The organism is Crenobacter luteus (assembly GCF_004345725.1).
GTDB lineage: Bacteria > Pseudomonadota > Gammaproteobacteria > Burkholderiales > Chromobacteriaceae > Crenobacter > Crenobacter luteus.
The window spans coordinates 122,791-147,735 of the sequence record NZ_SLXG01000003.1 but is presented as its reverse complement, the minus strand read 5'-3'; the positions used below and the strand labels follow the sequence as shown (position 1 = coordinate 147,735).

General features: G+C 67.9%; 27 protein-coding genes. 14 read left to right on the top strand and 13 right to left on the bottom strand.

What is annotated here, in order from left to right; genetic code table 11:
• Positions 1-75: 75 nt before the first annotated feature.
• The 3 genes from EV683_RS03275 (at position 76) to EV683_RS03265 (ending at position 3,444) form a co-directional block, all read left to right on the top strand.
• Complete coding sequence (locus EV683_RS03275) at positions 76-1,143, top strand: peptidoglycan DD-metalloendopeptidase family protein (protein ID WP_131861816.1); 1,068 nt, start codon at positions 76-78, stop codon at positions 1,141-1,143.
• A 44-nt stretch (positions 1,144-1,187) separates the two neighbouring features.
• Complete coding sequence (gene rpoS, locus EV683_RS03270; protein WP_066611827.1) at positions 1,188-2,147, top strand: RNA polymerase sigma factor RpoS; 960 nt, start codon at positions 1,188-1,190, stop codon at positions 2,145-2,147.
• Between the two features lie 337 nt (positions 2,148-2,484).
• On the top strand, positions 2,485-3,444 hold the full coding sequence (locus EV683_RS03265) for a histone deacetylase family protein (protein WP_131861815.1): 960 nt from the start codon (positions 2,485-2,487) through the stop codon (positions 3,442-3,444).
• A gap of 72 nt (positions 3,445-3,516) precedes the next feature.
• Here EV683_RS03265 and plsY read toward each other — a convergent pair whose 3' ends face one another.
• Positions 3,517-4,137 (bottom strand): glycerol-3-phosphate 1-O-acyltransferase PlsY, encoded by a 621-nt coding sequence (gene plsY / locus EV683_RS03260; protein ID WP_131861814.1) that lies wholly within the window; start codon positions 4,135-4,137, stop codon positions 3,517-3,519.
• 78 nt (positions 4,138-4,215) lie between these two features.
• On the opposite strand from plsY, the gene EV683_RS03255 reads away from it, so the two are divergent.
• Positions 4,216-4,575 (top strand): dihydroneopterin aldolase, encoded by a 360-nt coding sequence (locus EV683_RS03255; protein WP_066611838.1) that lies wholly within the window; start codon positions 4,216-4,218, stop codon positions 4,573-4,575.
• Between the two features lie 81 nt (positions 4,576-4,656).
• Here EV683_RS03255 and EV683_RS03250 read toward each other — a convergent pair whose 3' ends face one another.
• From EV683_RS03250 to mutY, 10 genes are all read right to left on the bottom strand, one after another.
• Positions 4,657-4,965, bottom strand: a complete 309-nt coding sequence (locus tag EV683_RS03250) for a hypothetical protein (protein WP_131861813.1) — start codon at positions 4,963-4,965, stop codon at positions 4,657-4,659.
• A 124-nt stretch (positions 4,966-5,089) separates the two neighbouring features.
• Positions 5,090-5,470, bottom strand: a complete 381-nt coding sequence (locus tag EV683_RS03245; RefSeq protein WP_131861812.1) for a group II truncated hemoglobin — start codon at positions 5,468-5,470, stop codon at positions 5,090-5,092.
• Between the two features lie 60 nt (positions 5,471-5,530).
• Positions 5,531-6,787, bottom strand: coding sequence for a D-amino acid dehydrogenase (locus EV683_RS03240; RefSeq protein WP_131861811.1), 1,257 nt, complete (start codon positions 6,785-6,787; stop codon positions 5,531-5,533).
• 97 nt (positions 6,788-6,884) lie between these two features.
• Complete coding sequence (locus EV683_RS03235; RefSeq protein WP_131861810.1) at positions 6,885-7,751, bottom strand: CheR family methyltransferase; 867 nt, start codon at positions 7,749-7,751, stop codon at positions 6,885-6,887.
• A gap of 62 nt (positions 7,752-7,813) precedes the next feature.
• Positions 7,814-8,164: an iron-sulfur cluster insertion protein ErpA gene (erpA, locus tag EV683_RS03230; RefSeq protein WP_066611846.1), complete on the bottom strand. Its 351-nt coding sequence runs from the start codon at positions 8,162-8,164 to the stop codon at positions 7,814-7,816.
• Positions 8,165-8,265: 101 nt separating this feature from the next.
• Positions 8,266-9,309 (bottom strand): N-acetyl-gamma-glutamyl-phosphate reductase, encoded by a 1,044-nt coding sequence (gene argC, locus EV683_RS03225; protein WP_131861809.1) that lies wholly within the window; start codon positions 9,307-9,309, stop codon positions 8,266-8,268.
• A 119-nt stretch (positions 9,310-9,428) separates the two neighbouring features.
• Positions 9,429-9,821: a 30S ribosomal protein S9 gene (rpsI, locus tag EV683_RS03220; RefSeq protein ID WP_066611849.1), complete on the bottom strand. Its 393-nt coding sequence runs from the start codon at positions 9,819-9,821 to the stop codon at positions 9,429-9,431.
• Between the two features lie 16 nt (positions 9,822-9,837).
• Positions 9,838-10,266, bottom strand: coding sequence for a 50S ribosomal protein L13 (gene rplM / locus EV683_RS03215; protein ID WP_066611851.1), 429 nt, complete (start codon positions 10,264-10,266; stop codon positions 9,838-9,840).
• Between the two features lie 384 nt (positions 10,267-10,650).
• A complete protein-coding gene (locus tag EV683_RS03210) occupies positions 10,651-12,858 on the bottom strand; it encodes a RelA/SpoT family protein (protein WP_131861808.1) in 2,208 nt (735 codons plus the stop codon).
• Between the two features lie 33 nt (positions 12,859-12,891).
• A complete protein-coding gene (gene mutY / locus EV683_RS03205; protein ID WP_207910391.1) occupies positions 12,892-13,947 on the bottom strand; it encodes an A/G-specific adenine glycosylase in 1,056 nt (351 codons plus the stop codon).
• A 100-nt stretch (positions 13,948-14,047) separates the two neighbouring features.
• Between mutY and EV683_RS03200 the strand changes: the two genes are divergently transcribed.
• The 7 genes from EV683_RS03200 to EV683_RS03170 all read left to right on the top strand — a co-directional run bounded on the left by EV683_RS03200 (position 14,048) and on the right by EV683_RS03170 (position 19,500).
• Positions 14,048-15,214 (top strand): THUMP domain-containing class I SAM-dependent RNA methyltransferase, encoded by a 1,167-nt coding sequence (locus tag EV683_RS03200; RefSeq protein WP_207910390.1) that lies wholly within the window; start codon positions 14,048-14,050, stop codon positions 15,212-15,214.
• Between the two features lie 58 nt (positions 15,215-15,272).
• Positions 15,273-15,872 carry a MarC family protein gene (locus tag EV683_RS03195; protein ID WP_131861806.1) on the top strand — a complete coding sequence of 200 codons (600 nt, stop codon included), beginning with the start codon at positions 15,273-15,275 and terminating at the stop codon, positions 15,870-15,872.
• A gap of 38 nt (positions 15,873-15,910) precedes the next feature.
• Entirely contained in the window at positions 15,911-16,735 is an 825-nt protein-coding gene (locus tag EV683_RS03190) for a TOBE domain-containing protein (protein WP_131861805.1), read from the top strand.
• Positions 16,736-16,814: 79 nt separating this feature from the next.
• Positions 16,815-17,600 (top strand): molybdate ABC transporter substrate-binding protein, encoded by a 786-nt coding sequence (gene modA, locus EV683_RS03185; protein WP_066611858.1) that lies wholly within the window; start codon positions 16,815-16,817, stop codon positions 17,598-17,600.
• 4 nt (positions 17,601-17,604) lie between these two features.
• Positions 17,605-18,294, top strand: a complete 690-nt coding sequence (gene modB, locus EV683_RS03180) for a molybdate ABC transporter permease subunit (RefSeq protein WP_131861804.1) — start codon at positions 17,605-17,607, stop codon at positions 18,292-18,294.
• A gap of 202 nt (positions 18,295-18,496) precedes the next feature.
• Positions 18,497-19,282 (top strand): class II aldolase/adducin family protein, encoded by a 786-nt coding sequence (locus tag EV683_RS03175; RefSeq protein WP_207910389.1) that lies wholly within the window; start codon positions 18,497-18,499, stop codon positions 19,280-19,282.
• 29 nt (positions 19,283-19,311) lie between these two features.
• Positions 19,312-19,500: a 4-oxalocrotonate tautomerase gene (locus tag EV683_RS03170; RefSeq protein ID WP_066611861.1), complete on the top strand. Its 189-nt coding sequence runs from the start codon at positions 19,312-19,314 to the stop codon at positions 19,498-19,500.
• Positions 19,501-19,693: 193 nt separating this feature from the next.
• On the opposite strand, the gene EV683_RS03165 is transcribed toward EV683_RS03170, so the two are convergent.
• The gene (locus EV683_RS03165) at positions 19,694-21,412 is read right to left on the bottom strand and encodes a diguanylate cyclase (protein ID WP_131861803.1); all 1,719 of its coding nucleotides are present in this window, start codon (positions 21,410-21,412) and stop codon (positions 19,694-19,696) included.
• A gap of 141 nt (positions 21,413-21,553) precedes the next feature.
• On the opposite strand from EV683_RS03165, the gene EV683_RS03160 reads away from it, so the two are divergent.
• Together EV683_RS03160 and EV683_RS03155 are read left to right on the top strand one after the other, a co-directional pair.
• Entirely contained in the window at positions 21,554-22,207 is a 654-nt protein-coding gene (locus EV683_RS03160) for a FadR/GntR family transcriptional regulator (protein ID WP_207910388.1), read from the top strand.
• Positions 22,208-22,215: 8 nt separating this feature from the next.
• Entirely contained in the window at positions 22,216-23,499 is a 1,284-nt protein-coding gene (locus EV683_RS03155; RefSeq protein WP_131861801.1) for a CynX/NimT family MFS transporter, read from the top strand.
• A gap of 66 nt (positions 23,500-23,565) precedes the next feature.
• On the opposite strand, the gene EV683_RS03150 is transcribed toward EV683_RS03155, so the two are convergent.
• On the bottom strand, positions 23,566-24,090 hold the full coding sequence (locus tag EV683_RS03150) for a DUF3455 domain-containing protein (RefSeq protein ID WP_066611877.1): 525 nt from the start codon (positions 24,088-24,090) through the stop codon (positions 23,566-23,568).
• A 222-nt stretch (positions 24,091-24,312) separates the two neighbouring features.
• Between EV683_RS03150 and upp the strand changes: the two genes are divergently transcribed.
• Positions 24,313-24,945 carry a uracil phosphoribosyltransferase gene (gene upp, locus EV683_RS03145; RefSeq protein WP_066611879.1) on the top strand — a complete coding sequence of 211 codons (633 nt, stop codon included), beginning with the start codon at positions 24,313-24,315 and terminating at the stop codon, positions 24,943-24,945.

Here is a 24,945-nt window from a genome sequence, read left to right as displayed (position 1 = left end):
CACGGCAAAAACGCAACACCGTCGGCGACGCCGATTTACTTCGAATCATCACGCGCTTATAACAGCGTTTAGCACATGAGCAAGAAACAGCTAGCCCGATACCGTACTTTCGCATGCGTCGGCCTGATCGCGGGGTTGTCGGCCTGCACCACGCTGACGCAAAGCGGCGCCCCGATCGAAGCCGGCACGGCCTCGCGTCCGGCCGCGTCGGTTCGCCCCTCGAGCATGACCGGCGGCGGCGCGCCGGACGGCGGCGCGACCAGCGTCCCGCTGTCCCGTCCGACGGCGATCCGGCCGGACGGCGCCCGCGCCACGACCCACGTGGTGGCGCCCGGCGAGACGCTGTACCGCATCGCGGTCAACAACGGCCTGAAGTATCAGGACCTGGCGGCGTGGAACCAGCTGCCCGAGGATTTCGGCATCAAGGCCGGCCAGACGCTGCGCCTGACGCCGCCCGAAGCCGGCGGCACCGCCTCGCTCCCGGCCAGGACACCCGCCCCGGCGGCGACCAAACCGGCGACGGCCCAGGCCGCAGCAGCCCCGGTCGGCGCCGCTCCGGCACTCAAGCCCTACCCGAAGGCGCTGAAACAGCCGTATTCGGAAGCCGCGGCCAGGGCGCTGCCGGCACAGAGTGAGGGGCCGACGGCGAAGCCGGCGGCGGATGCGTCCCCGCCTCCGCCAGCGACGGCGAAAGCTGAACCGGTCGTCAGGCCGGAAACGGTCGCCAAGCCGGCCGAAACGGCGACGCAACCGCCCACGCCTCCGCTCGCGGCGGGAGGTAACGGCTGGATCTGGCCGACCCAGGGCAAGCTGCTGCGCGGCTTCACCGAGAGCAGCAAGGGGATAGACATCGGCGGCAAGGCCGGTCAGCCCATCCTCGCCGTCGGCGACGGCAAGGTGGTCTACAGCGGCACCGGCCTGCGCGGCTACGGCAAGCTGATCATCCTCAAGCACGACAAGACCTATCTGACCGCCTACGCGCACAACAGCCAGTTGCTGGTCAGGGAGGGGCAGGATGTGAAAAAGGGTCAGAAGATCGCCGAGATGGGCAATAGTGACGCCGACCAGGTGAAGCTGCACTTCGAGGTGCGCCGTTTTGGCAAGCCGGTGGACCCGGCGCAGTATCTCGACAAACAGTCCTAGGATGGAAACGCCTCGTCCGGGACGCCTTAACAGCGGGGGGAGCCATGAGCAACGACATCGAAACCCTGGACGATGATGACGTTGTCGTCGAAGAGGAAGCGGAAGAAGGCCGCGCCGACGGCGAGGCCGAAGGCGACGGCGACGAAGGCGGCGAGAAGGTCCGCGCCTACGAGGAAGTCGCCGACGTCACGCAGATCTACCTCAACGACATCGGCAACAACGCCCTGCTGACCCCCGCCGAGGAGCTGGCGCTGTCGCGCCGGGTCGTCGCCGGCGACTTCGAAGCCCGCCAGAAGATGATCGAGCACAATCTTCGGCTGGTGGTGAACATCGCCAAGCACTACATCAACCGCGGCCTCGCGCTGCTCGACCTGATCGAGGAAGGCAATATCGGTCTGATGCACGCGCTCGAGAAGTTCGACCCGGAACGCGGCTTCCGTTTCTCGACCTACGCGACCTGGTGGATCCGCCAGAGCATCGAGCGCGCGATCATGAACCAGTCGCGCACGATCCGCTTGCCGGTGCACGTGATCAAAGAACTCAACGTCTACCTGAGGGCCTCGCGCCACCTCGAAGCGCAGGCCGGCCGCGAGCCGACCATCGAGGAAATCGCCCACTTGGTCGGCAAGACGCCCGACGAAGTACGCCGCGTGATGTCGCTCAACGAGCGCATGGCCTCGCTCGACGCGCCGCTCGACATCGACCCGATGCTGTCGATCGGCGAATCCATCCCCGACGAGCAGTACGAGGAGCCCGAGATCCAGTTGCACAACGCGCAGCTCGAACGCTACGTGCAGGAATGGCTCGGCCAACTGAACGAGAAGCAACGGCTGGTAATCGAGCGTCGCTACGGCCTGAACGGCCACGAAATCTGTACGCTCGAGGAACTGGCCGCCGCGCTGGGACTGACGCGCGAGCGTGTACGCCAGATCCAGATCGAGGGCCTCGAACAGCTGCGCCGCATCCTGCGCCGCAAGGGCATCGCCAAGGACTTCCTGTTCTAGCCTGCCGCCCGTGCACGGCCAAACCCCGCGAAGCGGGGTTTTTTCGTGGCGGCCGCTTCGCGCGTCTCAACGACGCCTTGCCGCTGCCAGCGGCCGCACGCCGACGCCGGACGCATCCTCGACAGCCGATGGCGCCACGCGAGCAGCGCCGTCGACATCCGCGAATTCCGTTGTCGGCGATCCGCCCACCGATTGCATTTCGACACGGTCGCGCGCACACTGGCGGGGACGATAATCATAAGTCATGGCCGTCGCGCCCAAGCGATTCACGCCTTCCGAATCGCAGCGCCCACCCGCAGCGACGCGCCGACGCCGCCCGTGACGGCGACGAGGAATCATGTTCACCTGGCTCAGGAACCGTTGGCAGCGAACCGGCATGACCGCTTACCTCTCCCACCCCGACTGTCTGAAGCACAATATGGGCGTCGGCCATCCCGAATGCCCCGAACGACTGACGGCGATCCGCGACCAGCTGATGGCCGCGCAGCTGTTCGACTTCCTCGACGAGGTCGAGGCGCCCGAGGTGACGCGCGAGCAGCTGGCGCGCGTGCATTCGCCCGGCTACGTCGACTACCTCGAATCCTGCGCGCCCTCGGTCGGCACCTTCCGGCTCGACCCCGACACCGCGATGTCGCCCGGCACGCTGCCGGCCGCGCGCCGCGCCGCCGGCGCGGTGGTACGCGCGGTCGACCTCGTGCTGGGCGGCGCCGCGCCGAACGCCTTCTGCGCGGTGCGCCCGCCAGGCCACCACGCCGAGAGCGCGCGCTCGATGGGTTTCTGCTTCTTCAACAACGTCGCGGTCGGCGCCGCGCACGCGCTGGCGCAGCACCGGCTCGAACGGGTGGCCATCGTCGACTTCGACGTACACCACGGCAACGGCACCGAGGAGATCTTCAAGGACGACCCGCGCGTGCTGATGGTGTCGACCTTCCAGCATCCGTTCTACCCCTACTCGGGCGACACGCCGCTCGGGCCGAACATGTGCAACGTGCCGCTGAAGGCCGGCAGCAAGGGCGACGCCTTCCGCGCGGCGGTCGAGGCGCACTGGCTGCCGGCGCTCGACGCGTTCCGGCCGCAGATGCTGTTCGTGTCGGCAGGCTTCGACGCGCACCGCGAGGACGACATGGGTTCGCTCGGCCTGGTCGAGGCCGACTACGAATGGGTGACGCGCCAGCTGGCCGCGCTCGCCGCGCGCCACTGCCAAGGCCGCATCGTGTCGGTGCTCGAGGGCGGCTACGAGCTGTCGGCGCTCGCGCGCAGCGTGGTCGCGCACCTGCGGGTATTGTCCGAGGCCTGAGCCGGCTCGGCCAACGTCGAGGGATGCGAAAACGCCGACCCTGGGGTCGGCGTTGTTCCTTGCCACGAATGGCTACTGATGCTTGGCGTCGCCGTCGGCCTTGTCGCCGATCTTGCCCTCCTGCCCGCTCAGCAGTTTCAGCATGTTCGACTTGTGACGGTGCAGCACCAGGAAGGCGATCACCAGCGTCGCGCCGAAGAACACGCTCTGCGGGCCGACGATGAAGTAGGCGTACACCGGGCTCAGCAGCGCCGCGACCAGCGCCGACAGCGACGAGATCCGCAGCACGACGGCGACGAACAGCCAGGTCGCCGCGGCGGCCAGCGCCAGCCACGGCGAGAAACCGAGCAACACGCCGACCGCGGTCGCGACGCCCTTGCCGCCCTTGAAACCGAAGAACAGCGGCCACATGTGGCCGGCCAGCACCGCGAGGCCCGCCGCCGCCACCGCCTGCGCGTCGAGACCGTGGCGCGGCGCGAAGTGGGCGGACAGCGCGACTGCGACCCAGCCTTTCAGGCCGTCGCCGAGCAGGGTCAACAAGGCCGCAAGCTTGTTGCCGCTGCGCAGCACATTGGTGGCGCCGGGGTTGCCCGAGCCGTAGGAACGCGGATCGGCCATGCCCATGGCCTTGCTGACGATCACGGCGAAGGACAGGGAGCCGATCAAATAGGCGGCAACAACAAACGCTATCATGCTTATGGCGAATCCAATAAAATACAAGGCTTTGGATTCTACGGTATCACGCGGCGATTTCCCAAGCGCCGCAGACTCATGGACATCATCTTCCTGCGCGAGGTGCGGGCCGACACCATCATCGGCGTATACGAGTGGGAGCGCCAGGCCCCCCAGGCGATCGAGCTCGACCTGGAAATCGGCATCCCGAGCGAAGTCCCCTGCCATACCGACAACATCGGCGACACCATCCACTACGGCGTGGTGGTCGACCGGCTGCGCCGCGCGCTCGCCGAGCAGCACTTCCTGCTGATCGAAGCGCTGGCCGAGTACATCGCCAAGGTGATCCGCGAGGAGTTCGGCGCGCCGTGGGTGCGCGTCGCGGTCACCAAGCTCGGCATCCTGCCGGGCGTCAAGCGCGTCGGCGTGATGATAGAGCGCGGCCACCGGCCACACTGAAGCGCGCGCCATCGACGACAAAACGGGCAAGCCTCGCGGCTTGCCCGTTCGCATGTCGGCAGGCTTGTTACGGCATTGTCGTTAGTAAGTCCATTTCATGCGCAACTCGGTTTTCGCCTTCCCCACCCGGAGCGACAAGCGCCCGTTTTCCCCTAGCCTGAAACTGGGCCGCAAACCGAAACGGCTCCCGTCGTCGATTTTCTCCAGCGCGAAACGCCCGCCCCCGCCGATCAGCAAGGGGGATTCCTTCTGGACCATGGACGACGCATCCGGCGAGAAGCCGCTGCCCGGCGACGCGCACATCCAAGCCTCGGGCGGACAACCGACCGCCCAAGCGGGCACTGCCCATAGCAGCGCCATCGTTTTGAGTAACAGCCTGACGGTTTTCATACGACACCTCCTCTGAAGAGGAACAGCGCACGAAAACTTGCGCCTAGCACTTCAGCATGGACGACCCCGGCTGCAATGCAAGACTTTTTTTCAGACTTTTCTTACATGAAAATCAATCGAATACTTAACGATTGCGCATGAAATCGGCAGTGCCATAGAACGCCTCGATAAGCTTGGCCTTGAGCTCGTCCTCGCAGAGCAGTTCGTCGACCGCCTTCTTCATACAGTACATCCACTGGTCGCGCGCCGCCTCGTCGATCGGAAACGGCAGGTGTCGCGCGCGCAGACGCGGATGGCCGTGGGCCTGCATATAGAGCGGCGGGCCGCCGAGCCAGCCGGACAGGAACATGTAGAGCTTCTCGCGCGAAGCGGTCAGGTCGGCCGGGTGCATGTCGCGCAGCGGCTTGACCGCCGGCTCGGCGTCCATGATGTCGTAGAAGCGGTCGCTCAGCCAGCGCACCACGCCGGCGCCACCGAGCAGTTCGTAAGGGGTCAGTTGTTGCATCGTAGACATCCTGTCGAAGGAATGGGGCCCGACTCGGGCACGCCAAAAGCTTGGCCGAACTCAGCAGCCCTGGAAATGGAAGGCGATGCCCGGGTCGCGCCCGGCGATCAGCTCGGCGAGCGCGCGACCCGAGCCCGGCCCTTCGGTCCAGCCCAGCGTGCCGTGGCCGGTGTTGAGCCACAGGCGCGGATAGCGCGTGCGGCCGATCAGCGGCACGTTGCCCGGCGTCGCCGGGCGCAGGCCGGTCCAGAACTGCGCGGCGTCCCAGTCGCAGGCGCCGGGGAAGATCGTCCGCGCGCGCTCGACCAGCAGCCGGCAGCGTACCGGGTTCAGCGTCGACGAGTAACCGGCCAGTTCGGCGGTGCCGGCGATGCGCAGGCGCTCGCCGAGGCGCGACATCACGATCTTGTAGCTCTCGTCGGTCAGGCTGGCGGTCGGCGCGGCGCCGGCGTCAATCACCGGCAGCGTCGCCGAATAACCCTTGGCCGGGTAGATCGGCAGCGACAGCCCGGCGGTGCGCGCCACCAACGGGCTATGGCTGCCGAGCGCGAGCACGTAGGCGTCGGCCGTCACCGTCGCGAACGCACCGTCCGGCCCGGTGACCGACACGCCGGCGATGTCGCCCCCCTCGGCCAAGAGCGCGTTGACGCGGGTCGAGAAGCGAAATTCGACGCCCGCGGCCTCGGCCAAGCCGGCCAGGCCGCAGGTGAAGCGGTGCACGTCGCCCGACTGGTCGCTCTCGCAATAGGTCGCGCCGACGACGTTGGCCGAGTAGCCCGCGAGCGCCGGCTCGATCGCGACCATCTCGTCGCGCGACACCACCTTCTTGTCGATGCCGAACTCGGCCATCACCGCGGCGGCGTGCGCCGCGGCGTCGAGCTCCTGCTGCGACAGGAAGATCGACACGATGCCGCGCTCGCGGTGATCGAACGCCAGCCCGGTTTCGGCGCGGATGAGGTCGAAGGTGGCGCGACTGAAGCGGCCGAGCGCGAGAATCTGGCGCATGTTCGCCTCGGCGCGGCTCGGGCGGCACTCGTTGAGAAAGCGCAGGCAGAACGCCCACTGCGCCGGATCGAACATCGGCCGGTACAACAGCGGCGCATCCTCGCGGAACAGCCACTTGAGCACCTTCCACGGCACGTCCGGCTGCGCCCACGGCTCGGACTGGCTGACCGAAATCTGCCCGCCGTTGGCGAAACTGGTCTCGCGCGCCGGGCCGCTGGCGCGGTCTATCACCGTCACCTCGTGGCCGTCGCGCGCCAGGAACCAGGCCGTCGAGACGCCGACGATGCCCGAGCCGAGAACCACCACCTTCATCTTGCTTCTGTCTCCACGAAAAAGCGGGCCGACCGGCCCGCCCGTTTTTTGTGCACCGATGGTAAGCCCTCGGCGCCGCGCGCTTCAAGCCCGGCGTTCAGCGCGGTTTCTTCGCCAGCTCGTACACCGTCTTGCCGCGCAGGCGCAGGTAGTCGGACGCGAAGAAGAAATTCTCCGAGTGGCCGACGAACAGCAGCCCGTCGGGCTTCATCAGCGGCACGAACTTCTTGAGCACCGCGAACTGGGTATCGCGGTCGAAGTAGATCATCACGTTGCGGCAGAAGATCGCGTCGAAGGGCCGGCGCACCGGCCACGCACCGTCGACCAGGTTCAGCCGCTGGAAGGTGATCAGGCTCCTGAGCGCCGGCTTGGCCTGGTGGTTGCCGTCGGGCAGCCTGTCGAAGTACTTGGCCGCGTAGCCGGCCGGCAGCCGCGCGACCTTGTCGGCCGAATAGACGCCCTGGCGACCGACTTCGAGCACGTGGGTGTCGAGGTCGGTGGCGAGGATGCTGATCGCCGGACGCGCGCCGAGCGGGAAGGCCTCGAGCGCGGCGATCGCCAGCGAGTAGGGCTCCTCGCCGGTCGACGACGCCGCGCACCAGATCGACAGCTCGCGCTCGCCGGCGGCCACGCGCGCCCTCAGGTGCTCGGCCAACAGCGGAAAATGGTGCTCCTCGCGGAAGAAGAAGGTCAGGTTGGTGGTCAGCGCGTTGACGAACAGCTCGAACTCGCGCTTGCCGGCGTACGATTCCAGGTGGTCGACGTAGGCGGAAAAGCCCGGCAGCTTGAGCTCACGGATGCGCCGCACCAGCCGGCCGTAGACCATGTCCTTCTTCGACGGATTCAGCGCGATGCCGGCTTCCTTGTGGATCAGCTTGCGGATGCGCTCGAAGTCGGCGTCCGAAAAGCTGAACTCGCGGTTGAACTCGATCCTGGGCAGATGAATCGGCGGCAGTTTGTCCATGGCACCTCGCGACAAAAAAAACCCGGGCCGCCAGGCCCGGGCTTTGACGTTTCAGACGGCGATCACACCGAGAACGACGAACCACAGCCGCAGGTGGTCTGGGCGTTCGGGTTCTTGATCACGAACTGCGAGCCTTCGAGGCTCTCCTGGTAGTCGATCTCGGCGCCGACCAGGTACTGGTAGCTCATCGGATCGACGAGGAAGGTCACGCCGTCGCGCTCGATCGGCGTGTCGTCCTCGTTGACGATCTCGTCGAAGGTGAAGCCGTACTGGAAGCCGGAACAGCCACCGCCGGTGACGAACACGCGCAGCTTCAGATCCGGATTGCCTTCCTCTGCAATCAGGTCGCGCACCTTGGCGCAGGCGCTGTCGGTAAAGTTGATCGGGGACGGCATCTCGGTCGCTGCATTCATGTGTTTACCTCGCATTACATCCGGCGGGGGCGAAACGCCCGCCGCCCGGAATCACCCTAGTATTTTAGTCGGATATTGGGTCGGCTGGCGAGTGTTCAAGATCACGGCAACAGCGGCACGATATCGAGGCCGGCCGTCTCCGGCTGGCCGAACATCAGGTTCATCACCTGCACCGCCTGGCCGGACGCGCCCTTGACGAGGTTGTCCTCGACCACCAGCACGATCAAGAGGTCGCCGTTACCCGGCCGGTGCACCGCGATGCGCGCGGTGTTCGAGCCGCGCACCGAGCGCGTTTCCGGGTGGCTGCCGGCCGGCAGCACGTCGACGAACGGTTCGCCGGCGAAGCGCGCCTCGAACAGCGCCTGGAAGTCGGTGTCGCGGCCTTCCGGGGTGATGCGCGCGTAGATCGTCGAGTGAATGCCGCGGATCATCGGCGTCAGGTGCGGCACGAAGGTCAGCCTGACCGGCGCGCCGTGGATCGCCGACAGGCCCTGCTCGATTTCGGGGCTGTGGCGGTGGCCCTTGACCGCGTAGGCCTTGAAGTTGTCGCCGGCCTCGGCCAACAGCGTGCCGACCTCGGCCTTGCGGCCGGCGCCGGACACGCCCGACTTGCAGTCGGCGATCAGCGTCTGGGTGTCGATCAGCCGCTTGCCGCCCTCGAGCAGCGGCAGCAAACCCAGTTGCACCGAGGTCGGGTAGCAGCCGGCCATGCCGATCAGGCGTGCGGCCTTGATCGCGTCGCGGTTCACCTCGGGCAGACCGTACACCGCCTCGGCCAACAGATCGGTGCAGCTGTGCTCCATCGCGTACCACTTCTGGAACTCGGCCGCATCCTTCAGACGGAAGTCGGCCGCCAGGTCGATCACCTTGACGCCGGCCTCCAGCAACTCGCGCGCCTGCGCCATCGCCACGCCGTGCGGGGTGGCGAAGAACACCACGTCGCACTCGGTCAGCTTGGCCTCTTCCGGCGTCGAGAACGCGACGTCGACGCGGCCGCGCAGGCTCGGGAACATCTCGGCCACCTTCATGCCGGCTTCCTTGCGCGACGTCACCGCGACCACCTCGGCGTCCGGATGGCCAGCCAAAAGACGCAACAACTCCACGCCGGTGTAACCGGTCCCGCCCACGATGCCGACCTTGATCATGCCACGTTCCTTCCTGTAAATCCGTGTCGCAAAAACGACATGGTAAGGACGGCGGCGGCGGCGCGCAAGCGACAAAAAAGCCGCCTCGAAGGGCGGCTTTTTGGGGAATCCATCGCGAATTAACGCTTGGAGAACTGCTTGGCGCGGCGGGCTTTGCGCAGACCGACTTTCTTACGCTCGACTTCACGAGCGTCGCGGGTCACGAAGCCGGCGTTCGACAGGGCCGGCTTGAGGTCGGCGTTGTAGTCGATCAGCGCGCGGGTGATGCCGTGACGGATGGCGCCGGACTGGCCGGTTTCGCCGCCGCCGACCACGTTCACCTTGATGTCGAAGGACTCGAGGTTTTCGGTCAGCGCCAGCGGCTGGCGGATCACCATGCGGCCGGTTTCGCGGGCGAAGTATTCGTCGACCGGCTTGCCGTTGACGATGATCTGGCCGGTGCCCTTCTGCATGAACACGCGAGCGACGGAGCTCTTGCGGCGGCCGGTGCCGTAGTAGTATTTACCGTTCATCTTCTTGCCTCAGAAATCAGAATTCCAGCACTTGCGGCTGCTGGGCGGCGTGCGGATGTTCGCCACCGGCGTACACCTTGAGCTTCTTGATCATGGCGTAGCCGAGCGGGCCTTTCGGCAGCATGCCCTTCACCGCTTTTTCCAGAACGCGTTCCGGGAACTGGTTCTGCATTTCGGTGAACGAGCGCTCGTAGATACCACCCGGGTAACCCGAGTGACGGTAGTATTTCTTGTCCTGAGCCTTGGCACCGGTCACGCGCAGCTTGTCGGCGTTGATCACGACGATGTAGTCGCCGGTGTCCACGTGCGGGGTAAATTCCGGCTTGTGCTTGCCGCGCAGACGACGGGCGACTTCAGCAGCGACACGGCCGAGCACCTTGTCGGTTGCATCGACCACGAACCACTCGCGCTTAACCTCATGCGGCTTGGCAGAAAAGGTCTTCATGGAACTCTTCCATCGTAATTCTTGAAAGTTCCGGATTCTATTACAGGGGGTTGGACCTGTCAAACCATTGTGGGACAAGCAAAAACCGGGACGACAAAGGCCGGACGGCGGATAAAAAAACGCGCAACCGGACGGGGCCGATTGCGCCAAGTTCCACCTTATGGAAGGAGGATGGAGGAGACAACACCAAAACGCACACGGTGCGTGCCACGTCCTGATGCAATGCCAATTATTGGCGAGCGTAATAATCTTGGCAAGATTTTTGTGCAGTGCAGTATGCGCGGCGCAACATCCGGGAAAACCCCATAAAGCAAGGATTTCCCTGCCAGTCCAAGCACTTGCAGCAATCCCGCCCGGCGCGGCGTTTGCGGCGGCCGCCCGGTTTCAGACGCGCCGCACCTCGAGCACGCCGTTGACCTCCATCACATGGGCCAATACCCGCGACAGGTCGGTCACGCTCCTGACCTCGACGGTGAAACGCATGCGCGCCTTCAGGTCGCGCGACAGCGTGTTGACCGCGATCACGTTGAGCTTGTCGCGCGACAGCACGTCGGAGATGTCGCGCAACAGGCCGTTGCGGTCGCGCGCCAGCACTTCGAGGTCGATCGGGAACACGCTGTTCTTCTGCTCGCCCCAGTCGGCGGCGATCAGCCGTTCGGGCGCGTCGGCCGACAGCCGCTTGAGCGTGGTGCAGCCGGCGCGGTGGATCGAGATGCCGCGCCCCTTGGTGACGAATCCCGCCACTGCGTCGGGCGGCGCCGGCTTGCAGCACTTGGCCAGCACCGTCATCAGGTTGTCGACGCCCTCGATCAGGATGCCGCCGGCGTCGTGGCCGCCGCGGCTGCGGTGGACGATGTCCTCGGGCGCGACGTCGGCCGGCGGCGGCGGCGCGAAGCTGGCGATCGCCTGCGCCACCGCGCGCAAGGTGAGCTCGCCGTGGCCGAGCGCGCCGTAAAGCTCGTCGAGCCGCGCAAAGCCGAGCTTCTCGGCCAGCGCCTGCAGATTGGGCTGCACGCCGGGGTGGCGCGCCAGCTCCTTGTCGAACAGCTGGCGACCGGTCTCGCGCACCACGTCGGCGTTCTGCTGACGCACATACTGGCGGATCTTGGAAATCGCGCGGTGACTCTTGACCCAGCCCTCGTGCAGCCAGTTGACCGACGGCCCGCCTTCCTTGGCGGCGAGGATCTCGACGCGCTGGCCGTTCTCCAGCGGCGTCGACAAGGGTACGATCTGCCCCTCGATCTTGGCGCCGCGGCAGCGGTGGCCGAGGTCGGTGTGGATCGCGTAGGCGAAGTCGATCGCGGTGGCGCCGGCCGGCAGCGTCAGCACCTTGCCCGCCGGCGTCAGCACGTAGACGGTGTCGCTGAAGAGCTCGGTCTGGAATGCCTCGGCCAAGCCCTCGCGGTTGCTGTCGGCGACTTCCTCGCGCCAGTCGAGCAGTTGCCTGAGCCAGGCGATCTTCTCCTCGTAGGCGGCGTCCCCCCGCCCGCCTTCCTTGTAGCGCCAGTGCGCGGCGACGCCGAATTCGGCGTGCTCGTGCATCTCGAAGGTGCGGATCTGCACCTCGACCACCTTGTCCTCGGGGCCGATCACCGCGGTGTGCAGGCTGCGGTAGTCGTTGGCCTTGGGGTGCGAGATGTAGTCGTCGAACTCGCCCGGCACCGGCTGCCAGATGCTGTGCACGATGCCGAGCACGGTGTAACAGTCGGCGACCTTGTCGACCAGCACGCGCACGGCGCGGATGTCGTAGAGCTCGGAAAAGTCGAGGTTCTTCTTGCGCATCTTCTTCCAGATGGAATAGATGTGCTTGGGGCGGCCGGCGACGTCGCCCTTGATGCCGGCGCGCGCCAGCTCCTCGCGCAGCGCGCCGAGCACGCGCCCGATGTAGTCGATGCGCTCGAGCCGCCGCTCGTCCAACAGCCTGGCGATCTTCTTGTACTCGACCGGGTGCAGGTGACGGAAGGCGAGGTCTTCGAGCTCCCACTTGATCTGCCAGACGCCGAGCCGGTTGGCCAGCGGCGCGAAGATGTCCATCGTCTCCTGCGCGATCTTCAGCCGCACCGGCTCGTCGCAGTGGATCAGGTAGTGCATGGTCTGCGTGCGCCAGGCGAGCTTGATCAGCACCACGCGGATGTCGGCGACCATCGCCAAGAGCATCTTGCGCATCGTCTCGGCCTGGCGCGCGCGCTCCTCGGCGGTGGCGAGCTTGTCGAGCCTTGCGAACTCGGTCAGCGTGCGCACCCGGTTGACGCCCTCGACCAGCACGGCGACGGTCGGGTTGAAGGTCTTGGCGAGCCAGGCCTGCCAGTCGTCGCGGCAGTCGGGCGCGGCGAACAACAGCGTCGCGGCGATCGCGTCGGGCAACAGGTCGAGGTCGGCGACGATGGCGGCGGCGGCCACCGCGTGGTCGAACAGGTCCTCGCCGGTCGGCGCGAGCGTCTTGCCGGCGTACAGCGTCTGGGCGGCCTCGTAGGCGCGCGTGAGCAGCGCGCGCTCGGACTCGTTGTGCGAGGCGGAGAGCTGCTGGAGCCAACGGCCGTGATCGGCGGCGTCGGCCAGGGTATCGGCAACGGATCGGACGACGGAAACCATAGCGTTACGGGCCGGAAGACCGGCGGTTCGGGTTCAGGACGAGGCCGTGGACCGCGCTTGCAGCCGGCCCACGAGCCGCTTGACCGGCGCGGGCAGCCCGGCGTCGCAGGCCTCGGCCAACGGCCACCAGTCGCCGCTACCGTCGCGCGCGACCTTGGCCGAGCCATCGGTCAGGCGCGCCGGCAGCGGCGTGATGATCAAACGATAGTGCGTGAAAACATGCTCGAGTTCCGGCCAGGCCGCGTCGACGTCGGCGTCGCCGAACGTGGCGGCCCATCGTTCGGCCTCGGCGCTGGTCGAAAACTCGGGCAGCGACAGCAGCCCGCCCCAGATGCCCGACGGCGGCCGGCGCTCGAGCCAGACCTGGTCGCGCCAGGTCAGCAGCAGCATCACCGTGTCGCGCGTCGGCACCGCCTTTTTCGGCCTGCGCGTCGGCAGCTCGGCGGTGCGACCCTCGCGCGCCGCGACGCAGCCGTCGACCATCGGGCAGACGGTGCACGCCGGCTTGCCGCGCGTGCAAACGGTCGCACCGAGGTCCATCAGGCCCTGCGTGTACGCCTGGATGCCGCCTGGCGGCAGCAGCCGCTCGGCCAGGCGCCACAACTGTTTTTCGACCGCCTTCTCGCCCGGGAAGCCGGCGACGCCGAAGGCGCGCGTCAGCACGCGCTTGACGTTGCCGTCGAGGATGGCCTCGCGTTGGCCGAAGGCGAACGCGGCGATAGCCGCGGCGGTCGAGCGGCCGACGCCGGGCAAGGTTTCCAGTTCGGTACGCGAGGCCGGGAAGGCCCCGCCGTAGGCGTCGATCACGCGCTGCGCCGCCTTGTGCAGGTTGCGCGCGCGGCTGTAATAGCCGAGCCCGCTCCAGGCGGCGAGCACGTCGTCGAGCGGCGCCTCGGCCAACGTTTTCACGTCGGGAAAGCGCGCCAGAAAGCGCGCGTAGTAGTCGAGCACGGTGGCGACCTGCGTCTGCTGCAGCATGATCTCGGACAGCCACACGCGGTACGGGTCGGCGACCTGCCACGGCAGGTCGTGCCGGCCGTGCTCTTGCTGCCAGGCGATCAGGCGTGCGGCGAAGGCGTTTTCCAGCATGGCTTCAGAATTCCGGGCAATCGGCGATGGTAGCGTAAAGCCCGCCGCCGACCAAGGCGGCGAATCCGGCTAGAATACGGGATTGCCCGGAGGATGCCGCTTGAAACCGCAACACTTTTTCGCCCCCTGCCCGCGCGGCCTCGAGCCCGTGCTCGCCGACGAACTGCGCCGCTTCGGCGCCCGCGACATCGCGCCGGTCGACGGCGGCGTCGGCTTCACCGGCGACGACGTGACGATGATGCGCGCCAACCTCGAAAGCCGTACCGCCAGCCGCGTGCTGTTGCGCGTCGCGCACGGCCGCTACCTGAACGAGCGCGACGTCTACCAGCTCGCGCAGCAGGTCGACTGGCCGGCGTGGTTCTCGCTCGACCAGACCTTCAAGATCAAGACCGACGGCGTCAACGCGCCGGTCAAAAGCCTCGACTTCGTATCGCTGAAGATCAAGGACGCGATCTGCGACCGCTTCCGCGACGCCACCGGCGCGCGCCCGAGCGTCGACACCCGCGCGCCGGACATCCGCGTACAGGCCTTCCTGACGCGCGACAGCGCGACGATCTACCTCGACACCAGCGGCGAGCCGCTGTTCAAGCGCGGCTGGCGCGGCGAAACCGGCGAGGCGCCGCTGCGCGAGAACCTCGCGGCCGGCATCCTGATGCTGGCCGGCTACGACGGCAGCCAGCCCCTGGTCGACCCGATGTGCGGCAGCGGCACCTTCCTCGTCGAAGCCGCCGACATCGCGTTGCAGCGCGCGCCGGGCCGCAAGCGCCGCTTCGGCTTCGAGGCGTTCGCCAACTTCGACGCGGCGCAGTGGCAGCAGGTGAAGAAGGTCGTCAAGGCGATGGAGCGCGAGCCGGAGCCGCTGCTGATCTGGGGCTCGGACCGCGACCGCCGCATGGTCGAGACCGCCGAGCGCAACCTCGCGCAGGCCGGCCTCAAGGGCCTGGTGCGGCTCAAGGTGCAGGACGCGCTCGACGCGCGCCCGCCGGCGCCCAGCGGCATCCTGGTCGCCAACCCGCCGTACGGCGTGCGCCTCGAAGAGCAGGACGCGCTCGCCGCGCTCTACCCTTCGCTCGGCGCCTGGCTCAAGCAGTACTGGGCCGGCTGGACCGCGCACTTCTTCACCGGCGACCTGAGGTTGGCCAAGCTGATCCGCCTCAACCCGAAGCGGCGCGTGCCGCTCTACAACGGCGCGCTCGAATGCCGGCTGTTCGCGATCCCGATGGTCGCCGGCAGCAACCGCAAGGACAAACCGGCCGACGCGGGCTGAGCGACGCCATACGGCGCCGGGCGCCTGTCCACCGGCCGCGCACACGCGAGGAAGAGCAATGGAAACGTCGTTCTGGTCGGCCACCGTGCTGCTGATCCTGATCACCGACCCCCTGGGCAACATTCCGCTGTTCATCGCCGCGCTCAAGCAGGTCAAGCCCGAGCGCCGGCGTCGCGTGGTGCTGCGCGAATGCCTGATCGCGTTCGCGGTGCTCTTGGCCTTCCTGTTCTTCGGCCGGCATTTCCTCGAGCTGATGCACCTGACCGACGAATCGTTGCGCGTCGCCGGCGGCGTGATCCTGTTCCTGATCGCGATCAAGATGATCTTTCCCGGCGAGGAAAGCGCCTTCGGCGCCCGCTTCCACACCGAGCCCTTCATCGTGCCGATCGCGGTGCCGCTGATCGCCGGGCCGTCGGCGATGGCGACCGTGCTGTTGCTGTCGACGCGCGAACCGGCGCGCATGCCCGAGTGGATCGGCGCGCTGACGATCACGATGGCGGTCAGCACCGCGGTCTTTCTCGCCTCGGGCCGCCTGCAAAAGCTGCTCGGCGAGCAGGTGATCGCCGCGCTCGAGCGGCTGATGGGCCTCGTGTTGACCGCGATCTCGATCGAGATGCTGATGAGCGGCCTGGCCGCCTACCTGAAAAAGCTCGGCTGAACCCCGCCCCTTCCAACCCTGAGCAAACCGTTTCTGCCATGAAAGCACCGCACCCCGCCGCCGCCTCCCCCGTCAAACTCAACGCCCGCGTCTGGTTCGAGCAGGGCGACACCAGCCTCGCCGGCGCGACCGAGGTCGCGCTGTTGTCGGCGATCGCCGAAACCGGCTCGATCACCCAGGCCGCCAAGGCGATCGGCCGCAGCTACAAGTGGGCCTGGGACACCGTCGAGGCGATGAACCAGCTGTCGCCCGAACCCTTGGTGGTGCGCGAGACCGGCGGCAAGAACGGCGGCGGCACCCGGCTGACCGCGCGCGGCGAGCGGCTGATCGAGGCCTACCGCGCGATCGAACACGCGCAGCAACAGTTCGTGACGGCGCTGTCGGCCGGCGGCGACGACTTCGCCGACTGCCTGTCGCTGATGAAGAAGTTCGCGGTCAGGACCTCGGCGCGCAACCAGCTGTTCGGCACCGTGCGTGCGCTGCGCCGCGGCGAGGTCAACGACGAGGTCGAGCTGGAACTGTCCGGCGGCGAGCGGCTGCTCGCACAACTCACCCACGCCAGCAGCGAGCGGCTGGGTCTGGCCGAGGGCGTCGAGGTGGTCGCGCTGGTCAAGGCCGGCTGGGTCGCGCTGGTGCCGCCGGCCGACGCCGGCAGCCTCGCCGGCTACAACCTGCTGCCCGGCGTGGTGCGCGCGGTCGTCGCCGGCCACGACGAGTGCGAAGTGACGGTCGAGCTGTCCGGCGGCACCAGCCTGTGCAGCCTGACGAGCCGCGAGCAGGCCGAGACGCTCGCGCTGGCGCCCGGCGTCGCGGTCGCGGCAGTGATCAGCCCGAGCAGCGTCATCATCGGCGTGCCGATGTGAACGCATCGTTATTTACTTCACAATACACCGACTGCGGTTATATACTCTCCAACACAACGAAAACACCCAAGGAGATGAGATGCCAAACCGCCTCAAGAAAAGCCTGCTGCTGTTGACGATGGGCGCCGCCTTCGCCGCCCCGGCGTGGGCCGCGCCGCTCTATATCGCCGCCGCGTCCGACTTGATCTACTGCCTCGAAGAGCTGAACGCCAGCTTCATGAAGCAGGCTCCCAAGGACACCGAGATCAAGCTGTCGGCCGGCTCGTCGGGCAACTTTTTCGCCCAGATCCAGAACGGCGCGCCGTTCCACGTCTACATGTCGGCCGACATGAAGTACCCGCGCGAACTGGCCAAGTCGGGCTACGCCGACGCCGCGAGCCTCACGCCGTACGCGATCGGCCAGATCGTCGTCTGGACCAAACGCGACGACCTGGACGTGAACAAGGGCCTGAAGCTGGTCAACGACCCCAAAGTCAAGCGCTTCGCGATCGCCAACCCTGAGCACGCGCCCTACGGCGTCGCCGCCGTCCAGGCCCTGCAGACCAACAAGCTGTACGCGACCGCCCAGCCCAAATTCGTGCTCGGCGAGAACATTTCGCAGACGGCGCAGTTCGTGCAGACCGGCAACGCCGACGCCGGCGTCGTCGCGCTGGCGCTGGTCAAGTCGCCCAAGCTCGCCAACGTCGGCCGCTACAAGCTCATCCCGACCAGCGAGCACGCCGAGATGCTGCAAGGCGCGGTGCTGACCAACAAGGGCAGCGAGGACCCGGTCGCCCGCCAGTACATCGCCTACCTGCGCTCGCCCGAGGCGCGCGCCATCTTCGAGAAGTACGGCTTCATGCTGCCGAAGAAGAAAGGCGTCTGACCCGATGCTGGCGCTGATCCACGACGAATTGTGGAGCGCGCTGGGGCTGACGCTGCGGCTGGCGCTGGTGACGACGACCATCCTGGTGGTCGTCGGCCTGCCGCTGGCGCGCTGGCTGAACAACGCGCGCGGCTTGCATGTCGCGGTGATCGAAAGCATCGTCACGCTGCCCATCGTGCTGCCGCCGACGGTGATCGGCTTCTACCTGCTGGTCGCGCTGTCGCCGCAGTCCTTCATCGGCCAGAGCTGGCAGGCGCTGTTCGGCTCGCAGCTGACCTTCACCTTCAGCGGCCTCGTGGTCGGTTCGGTGCTCTACAGCCTGCCGTTCGCGGTGCAGCCGTTCCAGAGCGCATTCCGGCTGGTCGACAAGAGCCTGATCGAGGCCGCCACCGCGCTCGGCGCGCCGCCGCGCACGGTGTTCTGGAAGATCGTCGTGCGCGCGTCGCGCGGCGGCATCCTCACCGGCGCGACGCTGAGCTTCGCGCATACGCTCGGCGAGTTCGGCGTGGTGCTGATGCTCGGCGGCAGCATCCCGGGCCAGACCCGGGTCGCGTCGATCGCGCTGTACGACGAAGCGCAAAAGCTCAACTTCGCCGAAGCGCACGCCTTCGCCGCCGTGCTGCTCGTGATGTCGTTCGCGATGCTGATGCTGCTGACCTGGGCGCAGCGGCACCACGCCCAGAGCCACAAGTGACACCTGCCGCACACCGGACAAAAGCTTGGCCGAGCCTCGGCCAAGCTTGTCGGTTTCGCGTTCGCGCCGGCGCCCGCCGTCAAGCGACTCAGCGCCCTCCTTCCCATGCCCCCCCTGTCGCCCGCCTTGCCCGGTGCGGTTTTGAAAAGCGCGCCGCGACGTGCGAAGATCGCAGCCTATCGTTAACCCTGAAGGCAAGACCGTGACGACCGAATCCTTGAGCCTCGCGCACGCCGCCGGCCGCGTCGCCGGCGACGGCATCAGCGACGCCGAATGGCAGGCGCGCGTCGACCTCGCCGCCTGCTACCGGCTGGTCGCCGAGCGCGGCTGGGGCGACCTGATCTATACGCATATTTCGCTGGCGGTGCCGGGCGAACCCGGCCGCTTCCTGATCAACCCGTTCGGGCTGATGTTCGACGAGGTGACCGCGTCCAACCTCGTCAAGATCGACCTCGCCGGCAACATCGTCGGCGACACGCCGTTCGAAGTGAACGCGACCGGCTTCGTGATCCACGGCGCGGTACACGCGGCGCGCGACGACGCGCAGTGCGTGATGCACCTGCACAACGAAGCGGCGATCGCGGTAGCGATGCAAAAGGACGGCCTCTTGCCGCTGTCGCAGCACGCGCTGCGCTTTTACGGCGACCTCGGCTACCACCGCTACGAAGGGCTGGCGCTGACCGAGAGCGAGAAGGCGCGCCTCATCGAAAACCTCGGCCAACGTAAAGCCATGCTGCTCTCCAACCACGGCAGCCTCGTCACCGGCCGCACCGTCGCCGAGGCGTTCTGCATCATGGACATGCTCGACAAGGCCTGCCGCATGCAACTTTTGGCGCAGGCGAGCGGTGCCGAGCTGATCTTCCCGACGCCCGAGGTGTGCGAGCTGACCTTCCGCCAACTGACCGCCGACCCGCTGCCCGAGGGCGAGCGCGAGTGGCCGGCGCTGTTGCGCCGCCTCGACAGGCTCTGCCCCGACTACAAGCACTGAACCCCACCACAACCATCAGGAGACACACCATGCCGACCCTCAACGTGCAACTGTTCGAAGGCCGTTCCGACGACGTGAAACGCGAATACGCCAAGGCGCTGACCGAAGCTTCGGTCAAGGTGCTCGGCTGCGACGCGTCCGCCGTCGACATCATCTTCCACGACGTCAAGAAGAGCGACTGGGCGACCGGCGGCGTGCTGTGGTCCGACGCCGAGTGACGCGCGTCTGCGTCTGATGGCAAACGGCGGCCCGCGGGCCGCCGTTTTGCTTGCGCGGCCGGTTCGGCCAACCGCGTCCGCGATCGGGCCGTCGCCACGGGCGAGCCAACAAGCGCGAGCGCGCCTCGGTCGCCAGCGACGGCGCACGCGGGGTGGCGAGCCCCCACCGATGGCCGGACATCTTGCGCCCGGCTCAGGCCGACGGGGCGGCCAGCGGCGGCAGCTCCGCCGACGGGGAGCCGGCCGCCTCGACCCGGTTGCGCCCGCCGGCCTTCGCGCGTTCGAGCGCATGCTCGGCGTGGCGATACACTTCGTCCAGCGCGACGCCGGGCGGCTCGGCGGTGGCGACGCCGAAGCTGGCGGTCATCGTCAGCCGACGCCCGTCCGGCAGCACGAAGGCGGTGCGCGCGACGATCAGGCACAGGCGGTCGGCGACCTCGCGCGCGTGCTCGGCGCCGCCCCCACACAGCAGGCACGCGAAACGCCCCCCGCCGACCCGCGCGAACAGGTCTTCGGCCCGCATCAGGCTGCGCATCAGCATCGAGAACTCTTGCAGGACCCGGTCGCCGGCGTGGTGGCCGTAGCGGTCGTTCACCTCGCCGAGCCGGTCCAGGTCGATCAGCAGCAGCGAGAACGCCTGGCCGAGACGGATATGCCGCGACTGCTCCCGCCGCGCCGCCTCGAAGAAGGTGCGCTGGGTATCGAGACCGGTCAGGCCGTCGACGCCGGCGCGCCGTTTCAGCTCGCCGGTCGCGCGCCACAGCCGGTAGCCGACGATGCCGAGCAGGACGAGCAACAGCCCGAGCAGGCCTATCGCCGCGCGCAGGCGGCCGAGCACCTGCCAGTCCACCGTCCGCGCCGGCACCATATAGACCAGCGCCCACGGCGCCATGCCGAGCGGCTCGACGAACACCCGGTAGTCGTCCCAGCGCTGCCAGCGCCCGTTGCCGAGTACCGGCGCGTCGGACAGCCGCAGCTGCCGGGCGACGAAATCGCGCCAGTCCGGCAGGCTCTCGCCCTGCTCGACCTTGAAGCGGCTGGCGGCGACCAGCCGCGCGTCCGGCGCCGCGGCGCCGTGCTCGACCAGCAGCCATTGCGCGCCGTCGTCGTCCTGGCCGAGAAAGGACGACAGGAAGTGCAGCGTCAGATCGGCCGCCACCACGCCGCGAAAGGTCCGGGCCTCGTAGACCGGCACGGCGTAGCTGATCAACCAGCCCTTGCCGGCCGGGTCACGGTGCAGCGGCATCCACACGGGACGCCGCTGCGGATTGCGCTCTGGACCGGCTGCCCGGACGAGCTCGGTCGCCGCGTCCTGCTTGAGCAGTTGCTCGAGCGAGGCGGCACGGTTCTGCGCCAGCAGCTGCCGGTGCGAAACCCACGGCGAGGCGGCGTACCAGCCCGTCGTCGAGCGGTAGTAGACCCGGGCCAGCTCGGGCGTCGCGGCCAGCGCCGCCTTGTGCATCGGAAACAGCGACAGCGCCATCGCCAGCTCCTGCCGCATCGGCCCGGACAACGCCTCGGCGCGCATCGGCAGGAAGACGTTGCCGATGCGCTCGGTCATCAGCGCCGGCGGCACCGCCTCCAGCCCCGCGCCGCGGCCGCCGGGCACCGTGGCGATCGCCCGCAGCAGCGCCGGCGCCGTCGCAGGCTGCGCCAGCGCGTTCTCGGCGGCGTGGCGCTGGCTTTCGACCTGGTAGACGACTTCCCACAGCCGGGTGTCGAGCGCGTGGCGGCGGGCGGCGACCTGCTCGCGCAATTCGGCGAGTACCGCGCGGCGCTCGCCGGCGAAGGGCTGCCAGACGAGAAAGGCCGTCATCGCCACAAGAACCGCCCAGGCCGCCAGCGCGAGCCACGGCGCGCCGCCGGCGAGACGGTGGCAATAGACGCGAAACAGCGCTGGCAACGGGAGCATGGAGGGCACCGAATTCGGGATGACTATTCGTTTGGGGTTTTTCAACCAGAATAGCCAGTTCCCTAAGGAAAACTACGACAAGAAGCTTGCCATTTCCCATATAAATCGATAACCTTGCAAATTCATCGGATGAATTGTGCCATGCAAAAAACTTCTCTCGTCGACGTCGCGATCGACGGCATCAAGACACGCATAGAACGCGGCGACTGGTCGGTCGGCGCCCGCATCCCGACCGAGCCGGAGTTGGCCGAGACGCTCGGCATGAGCCGCAACACCGTCCGCGAGGCGGTCCGCGTGCTCAATTTCGCCGGCGTGCTCGAAGTCCGCCAGGGCGACGGCACCTATCTGCGCACGCGCAGCAATCCGCTGAGTACCGTCAAGACGCTGGCGCACTCGGCGCCGGAACACCGCCGCGAGGTACGCGAGATTCTCGAAACGCAGGCGATGCGCCTCGCGGCGCTGCGCCGCAACGACGAGGACATCGCCGCGCTGGAGCTCGCGTTCGCCGCGGCGCAGGCGGTCGACTGGCGCGACGAGCCGGAACGCCACGCCGACCTCGACGTCGCCTTCCACTCCCGGCTGGTGGCCGCGGCGCACAATCCGGTGCTCTCCGAGCTCTATCAGTTCTTCGTCGCCAGCCATCACCGCGCCGAGCTGATCAATATCTTTCACGACCCGACGCTGCCCGAGCAGCCCGGCTACGCCGAACACCGCGCCTTGCTCGACGCGGTGATCGCCGGCGACTCGGACGCCGCCGCCGCGGCCTGCCGCGTCTTCGTCTTCTGGAAAAGCTGACAGGAATCATGACCTACCCCCGCTCCGCCGCCCTCGAGCGGCCCATCGCCGACGCCGCGCTGCCCTGCCCGCAAGAGAACGCAGCGGCACCGGCGCCGACCCGCCCCAAAGCCGCCGCGCCGGCTACTCGGGCACGCACGACGCTGCTGCTGGTCGCCGGCATGGCGCTGATCGCGCTGAACCTGCGTCCCGCGCTGACCAGCCTGTCGCCGCTGCTGAACGAGGTCAGACTGGCGACCGGCCTGTCCGCCGCCGCCGCCGGCCTGCTGACCACGCTACCGGTGCTCTGCCTCGGCCTGTTCGCGCCGCTGGCGCCGCGCCTGGCGCGCCGCATCGGCGCCGAACGCGCGCTGCTGGCGGCGCTAATCGCGCTCGCCGCCGGCAGCGCGCTGCGCGGCGTCGCCGGCGCGCCGGGGCTGTTCGCCGGCACCGTGCTGGCCGGCGCCGCCATCGGCGTCGCCGGGGTGCTGCTGCCCGGCCTCGTCAAACGCGACTTCCCGGACAAGGCCGAGCTGATGACCGGGCTTTACACGCTGGCGCTGTGCCTCGGGGCCGCCGCCGCCGCCGGCCTGACCGTGCCGGTGCACGACGCCAGCGGCAGCTGGGAGATCGGGCTGGCATTCTGGGCGCTGCCCGCCGTCGCCGCCGCACTCGTCTGGCTGCCGCAGGCGCGCGCCGGCCGCACGGTGCCGGTCGACGCGACGCGACCGCGCCCGCTGTGGCGCGACAAGCTCGCCTGGCAGGTGACCGGCTATATGGGTCTGCAGTCCTCGCACGCCTACGTGGTGTTCGGCTGGCTGCCGGTGATCCTGATCGACCGCGGCCTCTCGCCTCTCGCGGCCGGCTTCGTGCTGTCGGTCACGACGATGATCCAGCTGTCGACCGCCTTCGGCGCGCCGTGGCTCGCCTCGCGCTTCTGCCGCGACCAGCGCGCGGTGATCGCGATCATGCTGGCGATGTCGACCGTCGGCTTCCTCGGCCTCGTGTTCGCGCCGCTGTCCAGCCTGTGGTTCTGGACCGTGCCGCTCGGCCTGGGGCTGGGGGGCACCTTCAGCATGGGCCTCACGCTGATCGTGCTGCGCGCGCCGAACGCGCAGCTCGCCGCGCAACTGTCGGGTATGGCGCAGGGCTTCGGCTACCTGTTCGCGTCGACCGGTCCGCTGCTGGTCGGGCTCGGCCACGACCTGCTGCGCGACTGGCGGATCGCGGCGCTGGTCTACGTCGTCTACGGCGGCGGCGCACTGCTGTGCGGCATGGCCGCCGGGCGTAAACGCCAGATCGCCGTACACTGAACGCGCAGCAGGCAGGACGAAAAAAGCCCGGAACCTCGTTCCGGGCTTTTGCCTTTCCCGCCTACGTCAGCGCGGCGCCGGCTGGTAGAACACGTAGGTCGCCTGGTAGGGCACTTCCTCGACCGCGCGCTCGTTGACCTTGTCGCACAGGCCGGTGGGCGGCAGACCGCCGCGCGTCGCCAGGCGCTGGACGTAGCTCGTGTTACGCAGCGCGCCCTCGCCGCGCGTCTCGTCGACCTTGACCAGTTGCAGCGGGATGCCGCCGGGGCTGGCGACGCCGGCGACCGGCTTGCCGACCGCCTGCGAGCCGTCGTTCAGGTCCCAGCGTGGCCCGGCGTAATACTGGCCGACGACCTGGCGCTGCGCGTTGTACAGCGTCGCGCGCGGCTCGAGCAGCGTCCACTCGTACTGCTCGGTCGCGCCGGGCTTGGCGCGGCAGACGTAGACGATCGTGCCCTCGCCCTGCACCTGGAGCTTTTCCGCGTGACCGGGCGGTACGCGCACGTTTTCCGGCAGTTGGGCGTTGTCCACCGCCGCGACGGCGGGCAAGGCGGCGATCAGCAACAGCGACATCAGGGTCTTGTTCTTCATGGCGGAACCTTTCTGCTGTAGGAAGTCCGAGGGCTCGGCGCGTGGCGTGCCGGGGCGATTTATTTATAAGTCATTCAACAGACCTGCCGGCGCCGCGATGAGTTCCTTGCGCGCCGACTGTCGCGATTTCGCGCTAGAATTTCGGCCGGTAACACGATTCACCGCACACACCGACCGGCAGCCCACCCGCGCTGCCGTCGTCACATCCGGGGCAAGACAGCAATGAACATCCACGTTGTGAAACACCCGCTGGTCCAGCACAAGATCGGCCTGTTGCGCGAGGGCGAAATCAGCACCAAAAAATTCCGCGCGCTGACGCAGGAGCTGGCGCGCCTTTTGGCCTACGAGGCCACCCACGACTTCGAACTCGAGACCACCACGCTGCAAGGCTGGTGCGGCGAGGTCGAGGTGCAGCAGATCAAGGGCAAGAAGGTCACCGTCGTGCCCATCCTGCGCGCCGGCCTCGGCATGCTCGACGGCGTGCTCGACATGATCCCGTCGGCCAAGATCAGCGTGGTCGGCCTGTACCGCAACGAGGAAACGCTCGAACCGGTGCCCTACTTCGACAAATTCGTCGACGCGCTCGACGAGCGCATCGCGCTGATCATCGACCCGATGCTCGCCACCGGCGGCTCGATGGTCGCCACCATCGACCTGTTGAAGCGCAAGGGCTGCAAACAGATCAAGGCCATCGTGATGGTCGCCGCGCCCGAGGGCGTCAGGCTCGTCAACGAGGCGCATCCGGACGTGCAGATCTACACCGCCTCGCTCGACTCGCACCTGGACGACAACGGCTACATCATCCCGGGCCTGGGCGACGCCGGCGACAAGATCTTCGGCACCAAACACGCCTAA